The organism is Duganella guangzhouensis (assembly GCF_009674535.1).
Lineage (GTDB): Bacteria > Pseudomonadota > Gammaproteobacteria > Burkholderiales > Burkholderiaceae_D > Rugamonas > Rugamonas guangzhouensis.
The window spans coordinates 205409-221675 of the sequence record NZ_WKJK01000007.1; the positions used below are offsets into that span (position 1 = coordinate 205409).

9 protein-coding genes are annotated in these 16267 nt (G+C 59.9%); 4 read left to right on the forward strand and 5 right to left on the reverse strand.

Features of this window, described 5'->3' with window-relative positions:
- Positions 1-101 precede the first annotated feature (101 nt).
- The 3 genes from GJ699_RS15320 to tkt form a co-directional block, all read right to left on the reverse strand.
- Entirely contained in the window at positions 102-329 is a 228-nt protein-coding gene (locus GJ699_RS15320) for a hypothetical protein (protein ID WP_154377672.1), read from the reverse strand.
- Positions 330-671: 342 nt separating this feature from the next.
- The gene (gap, locus tag GJ699_RS15325; RefSeq protein WP_154377674.1) at positions 672-1682 is read right to left on the reverse strand and encodes a type I glyceraldehyde-3-phosphate dehydrogenase; all 1011 of its coding nucleotides are present in this window, start codon (positions 1680-1682) and stop codon (positions 672-674) included.
- Between the two features lie 48 nt (positions 1683-1730).
- Positions 1731-3725 carry a transketolase gene (tkt, locus tag GJ699_RS15330; protein WP_154377676.1) on the reverse strand — a complete coding sequence of 665 codons (1995 nt, stop codon included), beginning with the start codon at positions 3723-3725 and terminating at the stop codon, positions 1731-1733.
- 140 nt (positions 3726-3865) lie between these two features.
- Here tkt and GJ699_RS15335 point away from each other — a divergent pair, with 140 nt between their 5' ends.
- Both GJ699_RS15335 and GJ699_RS15340 read left to right on the forward strand, forming a co-directional pair.
- Positions 3866-4591 (forward strand): 16S rRNA (uracil(1498)-N(3))-methyltransferase, encoded by a 726-nt coding sequence (locus tag GJ699_RS15335; RefSeq protein WP_154377678.1) that lies wholly within the window; start codon positions 3866-3868, stop codon positions 4589-4591.
- Positions 4592-4710: 119 nt separating this feature from the next.
- Positions 4711-5997, forward strand: a complete 1287-nt coding sequence (locus tag GJ699_RS15340; RefSeq protein WP_154377680.1) for an aspartyl/asparaginyl beta-hydroxylase domain-containing protein — start codon at positions 4711-4713, stop codon at positions 5995-5997.
- 68 nt (positions 5998-6065) lie between these two features.
- On the opposite strand, the gene GJ699_RS15345 is transcribed toward GJ699_RS15340, so the two are convergent.
- Entirely contained in the window at positions 6066-8966 is a 2901-nt protein-coding gene (locus GJ699_RS15345) for a TonB-dependent receptor domain-containing protein (protein ID WP_229262114.1), read from the reverse strand.
- Between the two features lie 1137 nt (positions 8967-10103).
- Between GJ699_RS15345 and GJ699_RS15350 the strand changes: the two genes are divergently transcribed.
- Complete coding sequence (locus GJ699_RS15350; protein WP_154377684.1) at positions 10104-11741, forward strand: NAD(P)/FAD-dependent oxidoreductase; 1638 nt, start codon at positions 10104-10106, stop codon at positions 11739-11741.
- 102 nt (positions 11742-11843) lie between these two features.
- On the opposite strand, the gene GJ699_RS15355 is transcribed toward GJ699_RS15350, so the two are convergent.
- Positions 11844-13205: a sensor histidine kinase gene (locus tag GJ699_RS15355; RefSeq protein ID WP_154377686.1), complete on the reverse strand. Its 1362-nt coding sequence runs from the start codon at positions 13203-13205 to the stop codon at positions 11844-11846.
- A 315-nt stretch (positions 13206-13520) separates the two neighbouring features.
- On the opposite strand from GJ699_RS15355, the gene GJ699_RS15360 reads away from it, so the two are divergent.
- Positions 13521-16223 carry a TonB-dependent receptor gene (locus GJ699_RS15360; RefSeq protein ID WP_154377688.1) on the forward strand — a complete coding sequence of 901 codons (2703 nt, stop codon included), beginning with the start codon at positions 13521-13523 and terminating at the stop codon, positions 16221-16223.
- Positions 16224-16267: the final 44 nt, after the last annotated feature.

The window sequence follows — 16267 nt, forward strand, 5'->3', positions numbered from 1 at the left end:
TACGACAGCGCGCATCAGCTTACATATTTGCGGTTGTATTCCCGTCCGTTCACTGGCATTTACCGATTCCTGACAAATACTGAATAAGTCTGTGCTCAGCATCAGGCTTTCCATAATAAAACTTCGGGGAATAGAATGAAAAAACTCGCTATGAAAACGAGCGCGGCTGCTGTCGCGCTGACGCTGGGCACAACCCAGGCAAACCAATTGAAAAGATGATTATTGCCGGTTCCAATATTAAATACAGCGATACTGAAACCACGACACCAGTGCAGATTATCCGGCACGAAGATATTAACCGGCTCGGGGGTTAATTTAGTACGCGACATTATCGACATCCTGACCTCTTTCGATCGTGGCACTTTATCGGACATCGGCGATTCCAATTTATTTGTCAGCGGTGCTTCCTCCGCCTCCTTGCGTAATCTCGGCAAACAATCGACGCTAATCTTATTAAATTCGCGCCGGGTAGTGCCATATGCAATGGCCGACTATAACGAGCGCCAACTACGAACAATCAGTGGCCAACCCGCACCGCCAGCGTCACCACCGGCTTTGGCGACTGGTCGCGCGACGGCTACCGTCGTCCCGATTACGGCGACAACCGAGTACAAGTTCCGCTAATAAAAAAGGCCGCCCCTTGGGGCGGCCTGTCGTGAAGCGACGAAGGATTACTTCGCGTTCATCAGTGCAACGGTGGTGTCCAGCATGCGGTTCGAGAAGCCCCACTCATTGTCGTACCACGACGATACTTTCACCAGGCGGCCCGACACTTTGGTCAGGGTCGAATCGAAGTTCGACGATGCCGGGTTGTGGTTGAAGTCAACCGATACCAGCGGCTCGGTCTGGTAGGTCAGCACGCCAGCCAGCGGGCCTTCAGCGGCGGCCTTCATCAGCGCGTTGACTTCGTCCACAGTGGTGTCGCGCTTGGCGATGAACGACAGGTCGACGATCGATACGTTGATGGTCGGAACGCGGATGGCGTAGCCGTCCAGCTTGCCGTTCAGTTCTGGCAGCACCAGGCCAACCGCAGCGGCGGCGCCGGTCTTGGTCGGGATCATCGACTGGGTAGCCGAACGGGCGCGGCGCAGGTCTTCGTGCATCACGTCGGTCAGCACCTGGTCGTTGGTGTAAGCGTGGACGGTGGTCATCAGGCCGTTTTCCAGGCCGATGGCGTCGTTCAGCGGCTTGACCAGAGGGGCCAGGCAGTTGGTGGTGCACGATGCGTTCGAGATCACGGTGTCCGACGCTTTCAGCACGCCGTGGTTGACGCCGTAGACGATGGTCGCGTCGACATCTTTACCGCCTGGAGCGGAGATGATGACTTTCTTGGCGCCGCCTTTCAGGTGGGCCGAAGCTTTTTCCTTGGTGGTGAAGAAGCCGGTGCACTCCAGCACCACGTCCACGCCCAGGTCGCCCCATGGGATTTCAGCCGGATTGCGCTGTGCGAACACGCGGATCACGTCGCCGTTCACGATCATGTTGTCGCCGTCAACTTCCACGGTGCCAGGGAACTTGCCGTGGGCGGTGTCGTAACGGGTCAGATGGGCGTTGGACTTTGCATCGCCCAGATCGTTAATTGCCACGATCTGGATGTCTTGCTTTTTGCCGCCTTCGTAGAAAGCGCGCAGTACATTACGGCCGATACGGCCATAGCCATTGATTGCAACTTTGATCGTCATACTTTGCTCCTGATTAAAAATATTGTTAATGCAACCAGCAATTATAGATTAAGCAATGACAGCTTTGACTTTCGCGACGACATTTTCGACCGTGAAGCCGAAGTGCTTGAACAGCACGCCCGCCGGAGCCGATTCACCGAAGGTGTCGATACCGACCACAGCGCCTTCCAGGCCGACGTACTTGTACCAGAAATCGGTGACGCCGGCTTCGATAGCGACGCGCGGCACGCCTTTGGTCAATACCGCAGCCTTGTAGGCGGCGTCCTGACGGTCGAATACATCGGTCGACGGCAGCGACACCACGCGCGCGACGATGCCTTCGGCGGCCAGCGCGGAGGCGGCGGCCTGGGCCAGTTCGATTTCCGAACCGGTGGCGATCAGCGTCACTTTGGCGTCGGCCGCTTCGCGCAGCACGTAGCCGCCGCGCTTGATATCAGCGATCTGGGCATCGGTACGCTCCTGGTACGGCAGGTTCTGACGCGAGAAGATCAGGGTCGATGGACCGTCTTTGCGCTTGACCGCTTCGCCCCACGCCACCATCGATTCGGTGGTGTCGCATGGACGCCAGTTGTCCAGGTTAGGGATCAGGCGCAGCGACGAGACGTGCTCGATCGACTGGTGGGTCGGGCCATCTTCGCCCAGGCCGATCGAATCGTGGGTGAACACGAACAGCGAACGCTGTTTCATCAGCGCAGCCATGCGCAGCGCGTTGCGGCTGTAGTCGGCGAAGGTCAGGAAGGTGGCGCCGAACGGGATGTAGCCGCCATGCAGGGCAACGCCGTTCATGATCGCCGACATGCCGAACTCACGCACACCGTAGTTGATGTGGTTGCCAGGCTGGCCCGAACGCACTGGCACGATTTCTTTCCAGTTGGTCAGGTTGGAGCCGGTCAGGTCGGCCGAGCCGCCCAGGAATTCCGGCAGCACCGGCGCCAGCGCTTGAATCGCGTTCTGGCTGGCCTTGCGGGTGGCGATGTTTTCTTTCTTTTCGACGGTGGCGGCGATGCCGGCGGCCAGTACGGCGTCGAAGTTGCCTGGCAGGTCGCCAGCCATGCGGCGCGTCAGTTCTGCCGCTTGTTGCGGGTATTTAGCGGTGTATTCAGCGAACTTGGCGCTCCAGTCGGCTTCCAGCTTGGCGCCGGCGGCCTTGAAGTCCCAGGCGGCGTAGACGTCGGCCGGGATCTCGAACGGCGCGGCGCTCCAGCCGATGTATTCGCGTACTGCGGCAACTTCCTTGTCGCCCAGCGCCGCACCGTGCACCTTGTCGCCACCTTGCAGGTTAGGCGAACCTTTGCCGATGATGGTTTTGCAGCAGATCAGGGTTGGCTTGTCGGCTTTCTTGGCGGCTTCGATCGCGGCCGCAACAGCGGTCACGTCGTGACCATCGACGGCGCGGATCACGTTCCAGCCGTAGGCTTCGAAACGGGCCGGGGTGTCGTCGGTGAACCAGCCTTCGACTTTACCGTCGATCGAAATACCGTTGTCGTCGTACAGCGCGATCAGTTTTTTCAGGCCCAGGGTGCCGGCCAGCGCGCAGACTTCGTGCGAGATGCCTTCCATCAGGCAGCCATCGCCGAGGAAAGCGTAGGTGTAGTGGTCGACCACGTCCAGGCCCGGCTTGTTGAATTCGTTGGCCAGCAGCCATTCAGCCAGCGCCATGCCGACCGCGTTGGCGATACCCTGACCCAGCGGGCCGGTGGTGGTTTCCACGCCCGGGGTGTAGCCGACTTCCGGGTGACCCGGAGTCTTGGAATGCAGCTGACGGAAATTCTTGATGTCGTCCATGCTGACCGCATAGCCGCTCAGGTGCAGCAGCGCGTAGTGCAGCATCGAGCCGTGGCCGTTCGACAGCAGGAAACGGTCGCGGTTCACCCACGTTGGATTGGCCGGGTTGTGGCTGTAATGGCCGGACCACAGCGCAACGGCGATCTCCGCCATGCCCATCGGCATGCCTGGGTGGCCGGAATTGGCCTTCTGGACGGCGTCCATTGCCAGCGCGCGGATCGCGTTAGCCTTTTGTGGGTGGGTGAGCGTAGAAGTCATGTCGATATCACAGAAGTATGAAAACTGGGCGCAAGGGGCGCAGTTACGAAGGCGCACGGCGCTTGCTGAGCCCATTATTTTACCAGACGATGACATCGACCATTTAAAATTGCACTTCTAACTTGCCCGGATACCCCGTTATGCCTCGCTTCCACTGCCCTCAGCCCTTGGCCATCGGCCAGATCGTTTCCCTGCCGGACGCGGTCGCCCACCACATCCAGGTGCTGCGGCTGGCGCAGGGCGATCTGATTACACTATTTAATGGCGAGGGTGGCGAGTACACGGCGGCACTGAGCGAGATCGGCCGCCGCAGCGCCAGCGCCGAGATCAAGGCGCACACGCCGCGCGAGGTCGAGCTGCCGTTCGCCGTCACGCTGGCGCAGGCGCTGCCCGAGGGCAGCAAGATGGACTGGATCATCGAAAAAGCCATCGAACTGGGCGTGTCCGGCTTCCAGCCGCTGGCGGCGCAGCGCTGCGTGGTGCGGCTGTCGGCCGAGCGCGCGGAGAAAAAACTGGAACATTGGCGCGGCATCATCGTGTCCGCCAGCGAGCAGAGCGGCCGCAACCGCCTGGCCAAGCTGGCGCCGCCGCAAGAGTATAAGAACTGGATCACCCAGCAAGATCTGCACCGCCGCATCATCCTGACGCCGCGCGCCGGGCAGTCGCTGGCCGACTGGGCGCGCCATCAGCCGCCGCAGGCGGTGACGCTGGTGATCGGTCCCGAGGGTGGCCTCAACGACCAGGAAGAGGAAGCCGCGATCCGCCATGGCGCGTTGCCGTTGGCAATGGGGCCGCGCATCTTGCGCACCGAGACCGCCGGCCTGTCGGCGCTGGCGATTCTGGCCGCAGCCTGGGGCGGCATGTAGCGCTAATGTAACAACTTCTGACATTAACCTGGTTTTACGCTTGCACGGATCTTGCAAGGAATTCCTGGGGGCTATAATTTTTTTTAGCCATACAACAACTGTCAGAAGTGATTCAATACATGCAAGATATTCGCGCAGAGATGGCGATTTTGGAGGCGGCTGCCATCAAAGCCGCACAAGCCGGTAAAGAAGAGGACGCGGCGCGCATGTGGGCGCGCATCCTGGAATTGAATCCGCAACACGCCCTCGCCTTGAGTTCGCTCGGCAAGCGCGCCTTCCGCTATGGCGACGTGGCCACCGCGCACCGCGCTTTCAGCCGGCTGGCCGAGGTGGCGCCCGACGATCCGCAAAGCTGGATCAATCTGGCGCTGGCCTGCCAGGGTCTGAAAGATGAGGCCGGCGAAGAAACCGCCTTGTACAAGGCGCTGGTGGCCGATCCCTCGCATCTGGTGGCGCTGATCATGCGCGCCAACCTGCTGGAGCGCCAGGGCAAGACCCACCAGGCGTCGTCGGTGTATGGCGCGGTGGCGTCAGTATCGCCACCGCTGACGCAGCTGGAGCCGGGCCTGCGCGGCGCGGTCGAGCATGCGATGCAGTATGTCGATCAATATAAAGAGGGCTACGGCCAATTCCTCGATCAATTCCTGGAACAGCAATACCAGCAGTACGCCGGCGAAGACTTGCGCCGCTTCCGCGATTCGATCGACCTCATGGTCGGCCGCAAGCGCCGCTACGAGTCGGAATCGATGATGTACCACTATCCGGGGCTGGTGCCGTACGCCTTCTTCCCGCGCGAGGAATTCCCCTGGCTGGACGCGATCGAGGCCGGCACCGACGCCATCCGCGACGAATTCCTGCAGGTGCTGGAGCGTCAACAAGGCTTCACGCCCTATCTGACTTATCCAGACGACTTGCCGCACAACCAGTTTGCCGAGCTGAATAACTCACCCGACTGGAGCGCCTTCCACCTGATCAAGGATGGCCTGCCGGTGCCGGAGCACGCCGCGCAATGCCCGCGCACCATGGAGTTGCTGGCCGGCGCGCCGCAGCCGGATCAGCCAGGCCGCACGCCGGTGGCCATGTTCTCTCTGCTCAAGCCCAAGACCCGTATCCCAACCCACGTCGGCGTCAGCAACGCGCGCCTGGTGACGCACTTGCCGCTGATCGTGCCGCCCGATTGCGGCTTCCGCGTTGGCAATGAAACGCGCGCCTGGGTGCCGGGCCAGGCCTGGGCGTTCGACGACACCATCCAGCACGAAGCCTGGAACAACAGCGACAAATTGCGCGTGATCCTGATCTTCGACATCTGGCATCCACACCTGTCGCCGACTGAACGCAAACTCATCACCGCACTGACCGACGGCATCAACAGCTTTAAAGGTCAGCAGGAAAGCTACGGCGCCTGAAACAGCAGCGCCCATAAAAAAACGGCGCCTTCGTTTGAAGGCGCCGTTTTCAGTTAACCCGACTCAGATTAGAAACGAGCGGTCACGTTCACGTAGATGAAGCGACCCATCGAATCGTACACCTGTGGGTAGGTGTTGCCGTTGGCGGTACCAGCAGCGGCGGTCACGTTGGTCGACACGATCGGAGGATCTTTGTCGAACAAGTTATTGATACCGGCGCTCAGGCTAACCTTCTTGGTCAGTGGATACTGAACGTTCAGGTCAAAGTAGTTGCGGGCCGACAGATGGTCTTCGATGGTGGCAGGCGTATCACCGGCCAGCAGCGCGTTGTCGCTCAGCAGTTCCGACTTGGTACGGCCAATATAACGCCAGGTCAGGGCTACGTCAGCTTTCCAAGGCGACGACCAGGTGGTACGGAACTTGTGACGCCATTTCGGAGTCGGAGTGCCGCAGGTCGCGCCGAAGTAGCCGGTGCAATCGTACGAACCCAGGCCAGGAACGTTTTCCACGCTCGAGCTCTTCATCAGGGTGCCGTTCAGGTTGAACGCCAGGCTGCCGAACTGACCGACACGCTGGCTGTACGAAGCGCCCAGGTCGAAACCGCTGGTGGCGACCGAACCGATGTTGGCGGAGCGCTGCACAACATAACCGGTATCGGTCAGCCACAGCGAGCCCTGCGAGTCGCGGTGGATCAGCGAGCAGAACAGCGCAGCGCCGGTTTCCAGACACTGATTCAGAGCAATGGTTGGGTCAATCGCCGAGATCGTATCCTTGATCTTGATGTTGAAGTAGTCCAACGTCATGGTCAGGTTTTTGACCGGGTTCAACACCAGACCCAGGGTGTAGGTGGTGCCGCGCTCCGGCGCCAAGGTGGCGGTGCCGCCAGTCTGGCTATGGTACTGGTTAGACGAGTTCGCTTCGATGGTGCCGTATTGCGCCGCCGTCACGCCGCTGCGTGCGCACTCCGCCAGGGTCGCCGATGGGCTGGTGCCCGAGCAAGGGTCGCTGGTCGGGCCGTTGTTACCAACGGTCGTTGGGTTGTACAGATCGGAAATGGTCGGTGCACGCACCGCTTTCTGGTAGCTGCCGCGTACACGCAGCTGGTCAACCACGCCCCAGTCCGCGCCCACACCGTAGGTGTTGGATTTGCGGTTGGTGCTGTAGTCGGAGTGACGGTAGGAACCGGTCAGATCCAGCGACTTGGCGAAGGCCAGGTTTTCCACCACTGGCAGACGGAACTCGCCAAAGATTTCCTTGACGTTGAAGCCGTTGGTCAGTGCTGGCGAAGCGCCGCTACCACCGGACAGGTCGCCCGACAGCGAGGTTTCATCAGGGATGAACGCCAATTTCTCAGCGCGGTGTTCAACACCGAACGACACGCCGACGCCGTTGCTCGACCATGGCGACTTGATGCCATAGACGCCCAGATCGGTACCGATGTTACCGCCGTAGACGATCTGCTGCACATAGCCGCCGATCTGGCCGGAAGCGCTCAGGTAAGCCAGCTGTTCCGGGGTGATGGTGCCGCCGTACAGGTTGTACGGTACGCAATTCAGGTCGCTGCCGTTGGCGTAGGAGGCGCAAACCGCCTTGCCGTTGACATTGACCACATCCATCGCCTTGGCGATACGCGCGGCCGAGAAGTAGTTCTTGCTCTGTTCCGAGTGATTGACGCGAGCGTACTGGCCGAACACGTCATAGGTCCAGTTGCCGACTTCGCCCTTCACGCCCAGCACTTCGCGGAACGAGGTGTCAGCGATCGAGCTGATACGCGGACCACCTTCGACGTTACGCTTGCCGATGGTAACCGTGCGCGTCGAGTTGTAGTCGCCCTTGGTCAGGCCCAGTGCGGCCAGCCAGGCATCGCTCAGCAGCGGGTTGTCGCCGTGCAGCGTGGTCTGGATACCGTAGAAGATACCGCCGGCCGCGATCTGCGCGTCGGTCGAGTAGTTGTGGAAGCCGAATTCGCTGTAGACGCGGGTCTTGTCATCGATATCGTAGTGCGCCTGCGCGGTCACGTTCCAGTTCTGCGACGGACGCTGCAGGTAGTTCAGCGGGCCGTAGTTGTAGGAATCGGCCGAGGTGTAAGCTTTCACGCCACCGCTGCCGTTGTTGGTGAAGGCGCCACCGGCGTAACCCGTGGTCTTGTCGGCTGCAGCCGTCACACGGCCGCTGGCCTGCGTGCCCGAACCCAGGCACGAGTAACCGCTATTGCTGCCGGACAGCGCGCAGGAGGTGAAGTCGCGCTGCGATTGCAGGGCGGCGTCGGTTTCCTTGTAGCTGAAGTAGACAGTGGCATTACCTTTGCCGTCGGCAAAGTTACCACCCATCAGGACGCTGACGTCCTTGGTCTTGCCGTCAAACTTGGCGTCGCCTGGCAGGGCGAAGCCCTTGTTCTGTACCACCGATGCGACATCGCTGTGCTGCTGGTGGTTGTAGCCCGACAGGTTGGCCTGGACTTCCACGCCTTCGAAGTTGTCGCGCAGGATGAAGTTGACCACACCAGCCACTGCACCCGCACCGTACACGGCGCCGGCGCCGCCGGTCAGCACTTCAACGCGCTTGATCAGGCCAGCTGGAATCTCGTTCAAGTCAGGTGCCGAGCTGTTCACGCTACCGGCTGGCAGACGTTTGCCGTTGACCAGCACCAGGGTACGGTCGGCGCCCAGGTTACGCAGGTTGACGGTGGCGGTACCGGTGGCACCGTTGGAGACGGCGGCGCCCTGGCCGGCAAATGCTTGCGGCAGGTTGTTCAGCAAGTCCTCTGCGTTACGTACACCGTCGGCCTTGATGTCCTTTTGGCTCAGCACCGTGATCGGGCTCGAACCTTCGGTCACCAGGGTCGGAATACGCGAGCCGGTCACTTCGACTTTTTGCATGGCCTCCGGCGCAGCATCCTGCGCCATCGCAGCCATGTGCATACCCAGCACGACACCGCCGACAGACATCAGGCGGATCGAGCGAGACAAGACTGTTTCCTTGATCATTGTTTCATTTCCCATGGGAGTGTGATTATTAACGTTTCATTTCTATTTTTAATAAAAAAAAACGCCACTTTTTATATAAACCGGCCTTAACAGAAAACGTCTGGATAAAACATTGACTGGTTTGGCGAACTACTGATCACTCTTTCATTTCTCGGTATATCGGTGCTTAATTCATCATCGCTGGAATAAACACCAATCTTTCCAAGGATCATGGAAGCATACGGGCTCAAATGTTGTCAACGAGCCTGAGTCCGCCCGTACGTCCGCCCGGACACTGCCCAAAAATTTCGCACCGGTTTGGCGCATCGCTGAAAAAACAGGCAGACGAAGTGCCTGAATGCATTTTTAACATCGTTTCAAAATTGTCGTCTTGCTGCAACATGGCTGTTACAAATGCACCGTTTATGGGAGGAATGTTTTCTAATTTGCACGTAAAATTGACCTGCAATCATAAATGCGCGCACAAAAAAACAACACTCTCGGAGAGATTGTTGGTCTGCAGCACGGAAACAGCGAAATCCCCCGGCTTTCATCAAAATTTCTCAGCCGTCAAGGACTACCCACTTAAAATCAAGTAAAACTAGGATAAGCCCAAAATAAACACCATCCTTATTCCATCTTTACACCTTCACGTGCTCAACCGTTTGTTACAGATTAAATGCTGCAAAGCAACCAACTTGGCTGATTTTCAGTATGTGGTGCAGCGGTGAACCAGTTTGGTGCAAGTCGCTCTTTTACAACAAACTGATCATTTGCAAGCCGGCAAGAAACTTCATTAGTGAAATTTTCACTTTGATAATTTGTTCGGGCGCCATCGGTGTAGGAATTTTCTGAATGAAATTCAGCGTATTTATTTTAAATATTCTCTTTTAAATAAGCGCGAATATACGCATTAACCGTGCTGTTTTCAGAGTGCGGCGGCGGCCGCGCCACCTGCTGCCCATCGCCATCAGGACGCCGACACCGGCGCTGAATTTAATATTTAAAAGCACGCCTTTTCCGCACTTAAATTTTTCCTACGGGCGTTTTTCCGCATTTCGAAAGGCGGTCCGAGCTGGGGTAAAATACCGGATTACCCAGCCATGACGCCTAAACAGCGTCCCACCAGGAATACACGCCATGTTGCGACTCAACGAACTCAAGCTGCCCCTCAACCATCGCGAGGAGGAGCTGCCAGCCGCCATCCTCAAGCGCCTGGAGATCCCCGCCGACGACTTGCTCGGCTTCACCATCTACAAGCGCAGTTACGACGCCCGCAAAAAATCCGCGATCGTGCTGATCTATTCGCTGGACATCGAACTGAAGCATGAAGCGGCGCTGCTGCAACGCCATCACAACGATGTGCATGTGATGCCGTCGCCGGACACCAGCTATAAATACGTCGCCGACGGCCAGGCGCTGGCCGCCCATCCCGACTTCCAGCGTCCGGTGGTGATCGGCATCGGCCCGTGCGGCCTGCTGGCGGCGCTGATCCTGGCGCAGATGGGCCTGCGTCCCATCATTCTTGAACGCGGCAAGGTGGTGCGCGAGCGCACCGTCGATACCTTTGGTTTCTGGCGCCAGCGCAAGCTGAATCCGGAATCGAACGTGCAATTTGGCGAAGGCGGCGCCGGCACCTTCTCGGACGGCAAGCTGTACAGCCAGATCAAGGACCCGAAACACTACGGCCGCAAGGTGCTGACCGAGTTCGTCAAGGCCGGCGCGCCGGAAGAAATCATTTACGTCAGCAAGCCCCACATCGGCACCTTCCGCCTGGTGAAGATGGTGGAATCGATCCGCGAAAACATCGAGGCGCTGGGCGGCGAATACCGCTTCGAAAGCAAGGTCACCGACATCGACATCGAGGACACGGCGGATGGCCGCCAGATCCGTGGCGTCACGCTGGAAAGCGGCGAGCGCATCGTCAGCAACCACGTCATCCTGGCCGTCGGCCATAGCGCGCGCGACACCTTCGAGATGCTGTATGAGCGCGGTGTCTATATAGAAGCCAAGCCATTCTCGATCGGCTTCCGCGTCGAACACCCGCAATCGCTGATCGACACCTGCCGTTTCGGCCCCAACGCCGGCAACCCGATCCTGGGCGCGGCCGACTACAAGCTGGTGCACCATGCCTCCAATGGCCGCGCGGTGTACAGCTTCTGCATGTGCCCGGGCGGCACGGTGGTGGCGGCGGCATCCGAGCCGGGCCGCGTGGTCACCAACGGCATGAGCCAGTACTCGCGCGCCGAACGCAATGCCAACAGCGCCATCGTGGTCAGCATCTCGCCGGAAGTCGATTACCCTGGCCATCCGCTGGCCGGCATCGCCTTCCAGCGCGAGCTGGAAGAAAAAGCCTTCCATCTGGGCGGCGGCACCTACAATGCGCCGGGCCAGCTGATGGGCGACTTCGTGGCCGGCAAGGCCTCGACCGATTTCGGCGCCGTGGTGCCCTCGTACAAACCGGGCATCACCCTGACCGACCTGGCGCAGATCCTGCCGGAATTTGCCGTGACCGCGCTGCGCGAAGCCTTCCCCGCGTTCGACAAGCAGCTCAAGGGTTACTTCAAGCATGACGCCGTGCTGACCGGGCTGGAAACGCGCACCTCGTCGCCGATCCGCATCAAGCGCCGCGACGACACCCTGCAAAGCCTGAACACCAAAGGCTTGTTCCCGGCCGGCGAAGGCGCCGGTTATGCCGGCGGCATCCTGTCGGCCGGCGTCGACGGCATCAAAGTAGCGGAAGCGGTCGCACTGTCGATCGCCGCCGAACAAGCCTAAAGCAACCAGGGGTCAATCCTCCCAAAGCTACACGGGCTCTACCGTAGCGTTCCGCTACGGTAGAGCCCGTGTAGCTTTGGGAGGATTGACCCCGGATTTCGTTTAGCGGTCGCGTACCGGTAGCCGCAGTTTGATGCGGCAGCCGGCGCCGGGCGTGCTGGCGGCTACCGCCGTCTGGCCGCCCATCTGATGCACGATGGTGTAGACGATGTGCATGCCCAGCCCTGAACCGCCCTGCCCGCGCTTGGTGGTGAAGAAGGGTTCGAACACCCGTTCGCGCGCCTCCGGCGTCAAGCCGACGCCGTCATCGGCAAATTCAAACAGCAACCAGCGCAGGCCATCTTCCAGCGCCATGCGCGCGGCCAGCGTCACTTTGCCGGGGCCGCCATTCGGATAGGCGTGCTTGGCCGCGTTCATCAACAGATTCGACAGCACCTGCGACCAGCGTCCCGCGTCCAGCCAACTGCGCAGATCGGGCGCGATATCAACCTCGACGCTGATGCCGACCTTGCGCAATTCCGGCCCGTGCGCCGACACCACGCTCAACGCATGGTCGCGCAGCGTCACTTCCGACACGTGCTGACTGCCCTGGTCCACCGCCAGCTGCTTGAAGTTGCCAATCAGGTCGGCCGCGCGGGCGAGATTGCGTTCGATCAACTGGGAGCCTTCACGCAAGCGCTGCGCCAGCGCCTGCAGTTCCGAGCGGCTGACGCGTTCGGCGCCTATGCACTGATTCAGCGCATCCACATAGCTGGACATGGTGGAGGCCGCCGTGACCGCAACGCCGATCGGCGTGTTGACCTCGTGCGCCACGCCGGCCACCAACGCGCCCAGCGCCACCAGCTTTTCCTGCTCCACCAGCGTGGCCTGGGCCGCCAGCAGCGCCTCGGTGCGGCGCTGGACCTTGCTTTCCAGCTGCTGCTCGCGGTCCTGATGCTGCAGCTCGGCGGCGCCGCGCGCGCCAAAGATCGATAGCAGCGACAGCGCCAGCAGCCGGGTATCCTCGGACATCGGTTTGGTGTCAATGGCGGACAGGATGCCCAGCACCTGCCCCTCGGTATCGATCATCGGCAAGCCGATATAGCTCTCGGCCCGCATGTCGACCAGCAAGCTGTCCTGCGGATAGTCGGCCTGGATGCCGCTGCCGTGAAAGCACATGCATTGTTCGGTGACGTCCTGGCACGGCGTGTGGCGCAGGCTGTAGTCCATATTCGGCAGGTAGTCGGCGCCGCCCCACACCGCCAGCGTGCGGATGCCCTGGTCGCCGTCGTCAAGCTCGATCACGCGGCCGGCGATCACGTAGGTGACATCCAGCGCCCGCGCCAGGTCGCGCACCAGGATGCGCAGAAAGTCGTCGCCGCGCACCCGCGCCGTCGAGGCCGTAATCGACCGCAGCGCGGCCTCCGCCAATACCTTTCCCTGATTTGCATCAAACAACGGCGCTGCCTGTTTGTCCTCGCTCATGGCCGGCTCCAGCTCGCTAAGTGGTCTCATTGTAACGTTATTATCCGCGCTGAACCCAGTTAAATATTCCACGGTCTCATACCACGTTTTACGCATAATTTATCGAAAACTTTGTATATCTATGTAAAAAACGCGAAATTTCCCTTAAAAACCGCAGAAAGTGTTGTTTATTTCAAAGCTGTTACAGACCCACAATTGACCGTCCTTGGGCTGCGGTGGTCAGATAGCTTCCCTTGAATAATTTCATTTGTAGATTATTCATAATGTAAGTTTCAATAACAAAGCAACAAGTAAGCCCCCAAGGAGTTTGAATCAATGATGATCGAAACCGCATTGTCGCGTTCGCTGCGCCTGATGTTCGCCAGCGGCGCGGCGCTGATGCTGGCACAACCGGCATTCGCCCAGGACAACGCCCCTATCCAGCGTGTTGAAATTACCGGTTCGGCAATCAAGCGTATCGACGCTGAGACTGCCGTGCCTGTTACCGTGGTGAAAATGGACGACCTGAAGAAGGAAGGCATTACCACCATCGAGCAAGTGATGGCCAACCTGAGCGTGGCGCAAGCCAGCCAGGGCACCAGCCAATCGGTTGGTTCCAGCACCGGCGGCGCAGCCTTCGCCGACCTGCGCGGCATCGGCCAGAACAAGACCCTGGTCCTGCTGAACGGCCGTCGTCTGGGCAACAATGCCTTCGACAGCTCGGCACCCGACCTGAACATGATCCCATTCGCCGCGCTGGAGCGCGTTGAAGTGCTGCGTGACGGCGCTTCCTCGCTGTACGGTTCCGACGCCGTCGGCGGTGTGATCAACTTCATCACCAAGAAAGACTACCAGGGCGGCACCATCACCCTGGGCGCCGACTCGCCGCAACACGCTGGCGGTTCCGCCAACAACTTCAACGCCGGCTACGGCTGGGGCGATCTGGACAAGAACGGCTTCAACATCTTCGCCGTGGTTGACCATCAGGAACAGCACCGCATCAGCGGTACCCAGCGCGATTACAACCGCCGCTTCTTCGGTGGCCTGTCGTCGTCGCCGTATCCAGCGAACTGGTCGCAAGGTTCGAACGCCAGCGGCAACCCGGCCGCGCCTGATTGCACCGCCGGCGACAACCTGGTGCCAGGCAACGCCACCACTTGCTACATGAGCACCTCGCCATACGTGGACTACGTGCCAAAGAGCGAGCGCACCACCGGCCTGATCCGCGGTACCTTCAAGATCAATGAAAACCACGAACTGGGCGTCGAGTTGCTGTCGACCCAGAGCAAAGTGCAGACCGCGATCGCGCCGGTTCCTTACGGTAACCTGTACGTCAACAGCACCCGCACCGACGGCTCGGCCAACCCGTACTTCCCTAGCGCGGCTGGCATCGATCCGACCTACATGACCGAAGCCGGCTCGCTGGTCGATGGTCTGAAGCCAGGCTACGTGGTCGCCAAATGGCGCGATCTGCCGAACGGCTCGCGTCGCGATGAAAACATCAACAAGCAGAACCGCCTGGTGGTGTCGCTCAAAGGCGTGGTCGCAGGCTGGGACTACGAAGGCGCGGTCACCTACAACGAAAACAAGGTGCGTGAAAACCTGTTCGGCTACAGCAATGGTGACATCATTTCTGCTGGCGTGATGAACGGCATCATCAACCCGTTCGGCGCCCAAGACGCCGCCGGTACCGCGCTGCTGAACAGCGCTGCGCTGAACGGCAACATCATGAACGCCAAGGGCACCAACAAGGGCGCGGACCTCAAGTTCAGCCGTGAAGTGGGCGACTGGTTCAGCACCGGTCATCAGGCCGGTCTGGCAGTCGGCGCGCAGTACGAGCACCAGGACTTCCGCATGGCTGCCAACACCGACTTCGCCGCCAAAGTGGTAGCGTCGACCGGTATCGACCCAGACACCCTGAACTCGGGCTCGCGTAACGTTTCCGCGTTCTTCTCGGAACTGAACGTGCCGGTGCTGAAGAACCTGGACGTGACCGCCGCAGTGCGTTACGACAAATACAGCGACTTCGGCCACACCGCCAATCCTAAGTTCTCGTTCAACTACCGTCCAACCGGCGACCTGCTGGTACGCGGCTCGTTCTCGAAGGGCTTCCGCGCGCCTTCGCTGTATGACCTGTACGCCGGCAACGCTTACACCAACGGCGCCAGCACCCTGAACGATCCAGTCAACTGCCCAGGCGGCACCGCAGCGCCAGGCAAGCCAGCCAACGCCAACTGCAGCCAGCAGTTCCAGGTACTGACCGGTGGTTCGACCAACCTGAGCCCGGAACGTTCGAAGAACGCCACCTTCGGCGTGATGTGGGAACCAATCAAGAACCTGTCGGTGGGCGCGGACTTCTGGTCGATTCGTCTGACCAACCAGATCGGCACCCTGACCGATAGCGACGTGCTGGCTCACCCAGAACTGTTTGCTTCGCACATCATCCGTAATGCTTCGGGCGACCTGGCAACCGACGGCTCGCTGTGCCCTAACCCGCTGACCTGCGGCTACCTGGACCTGCGTACCCAGAATCTGGGCGACGTCAACACCAACGGTATCGACCTGTCGGCCAACTACCGTCTGCGCACCAAGGACTACGGCAGCTTCACCTTCAGCGACAACGCCACCTGGGTACACAAGTATGAGTACCAGAACTTCGCTGGCGATGAAATGCACCAGCGCGTAGGCGTGTACTCGGGTGACGGTCCGATCTTCCGCTGGCAGAACACCCTGAACGTCAACTGGAGCAAGGGCAAGTACGGTGCGGGTCTGACCGGTCACTACAAATCGGGCTACCAGGACTACAACGGTGAAGACGCTGAAGTGGCCGATCACCGCGTAGCTTCGTACACCACCTGGGATACCTATGGTTCGTATGAAGCGATGCAGAATCTGACCCTGACCGCTGGCGTGCGCAATCTGTTCGACCGCAATCCACCGCTGTCGTACCAGACCAGCAACTTCCAGGTTGGCTACGATCCACGTTACACCGACCCAACCGGCCGTACCTTCTACGTACGCGCCACCTACAACTTCTAATCAGTTGAAGGTATAAAAAATCCCCGGCTGGTCCGGGGATTTTT

What these genes read in the sequence shown, in the direction of transcription:
- GJ699_RS15320 (WP_154377672.1), bottom strand. Translation starts at nt 329, where the DNA reads ATGTCGCGTACTAAATTAACCCCCGAGCCGGTTAATATCTTCGTGCCG.
- gap (WP_154377674.1), bottom strand. Translation starts at nt 1,682, where the DNA reads ATGACGATCAAAGTTGCAATCAATGGCTATGGCCGTATCGGCCGTAAT.
- tkt (WP_154377676.1), bottom strand. Translation starts at nt 3,725, where the DNA reads ATGACTTCTACGCTCACCCACCCACAAAAGGCTAACGCGATCCGCGCG.
- GJ699_RS15335 (WP_154377678.1), top strand. Translation starts at nt 3,866, where the DNA reads ATGCCTCGCTTCCACTGCCCTCAGCCCTTGGCCATCGGCCAGATCGTT.
- GJ699_RS15340 (WP_154377680.1), top strand. Translation starts at nt 4,711, where the DNA reads ATGCAAGATATTCGCGCAGAGATGGCGATTTTGGAGGCGGCTGCCATC.
- GJ699_RS15350 (WP_154377684.1), top strand. Translation starts at nt 10,104, where the DNA reads ATGTTGCGACTCAACGAACTCAAGCTGCCCCTCAACCATCGCGAGGAG.
- GJ699_RS15355 (WP_154377686.1), bottom strand. Translation starts at nt 13,205, where the DNA reads ATGAGCGAGGACAAACAGGCAGCGCCGTTGTTTGATGCAAATCAGGGA.
- GJ699_RS15360 (WP_154377688.1), top strand. Translation starts at nt 13,521, where the DNA reads ATGATGATCGAAACCGCATTGTCGCGTTCGCTGCGCCTGATGTTCGCC.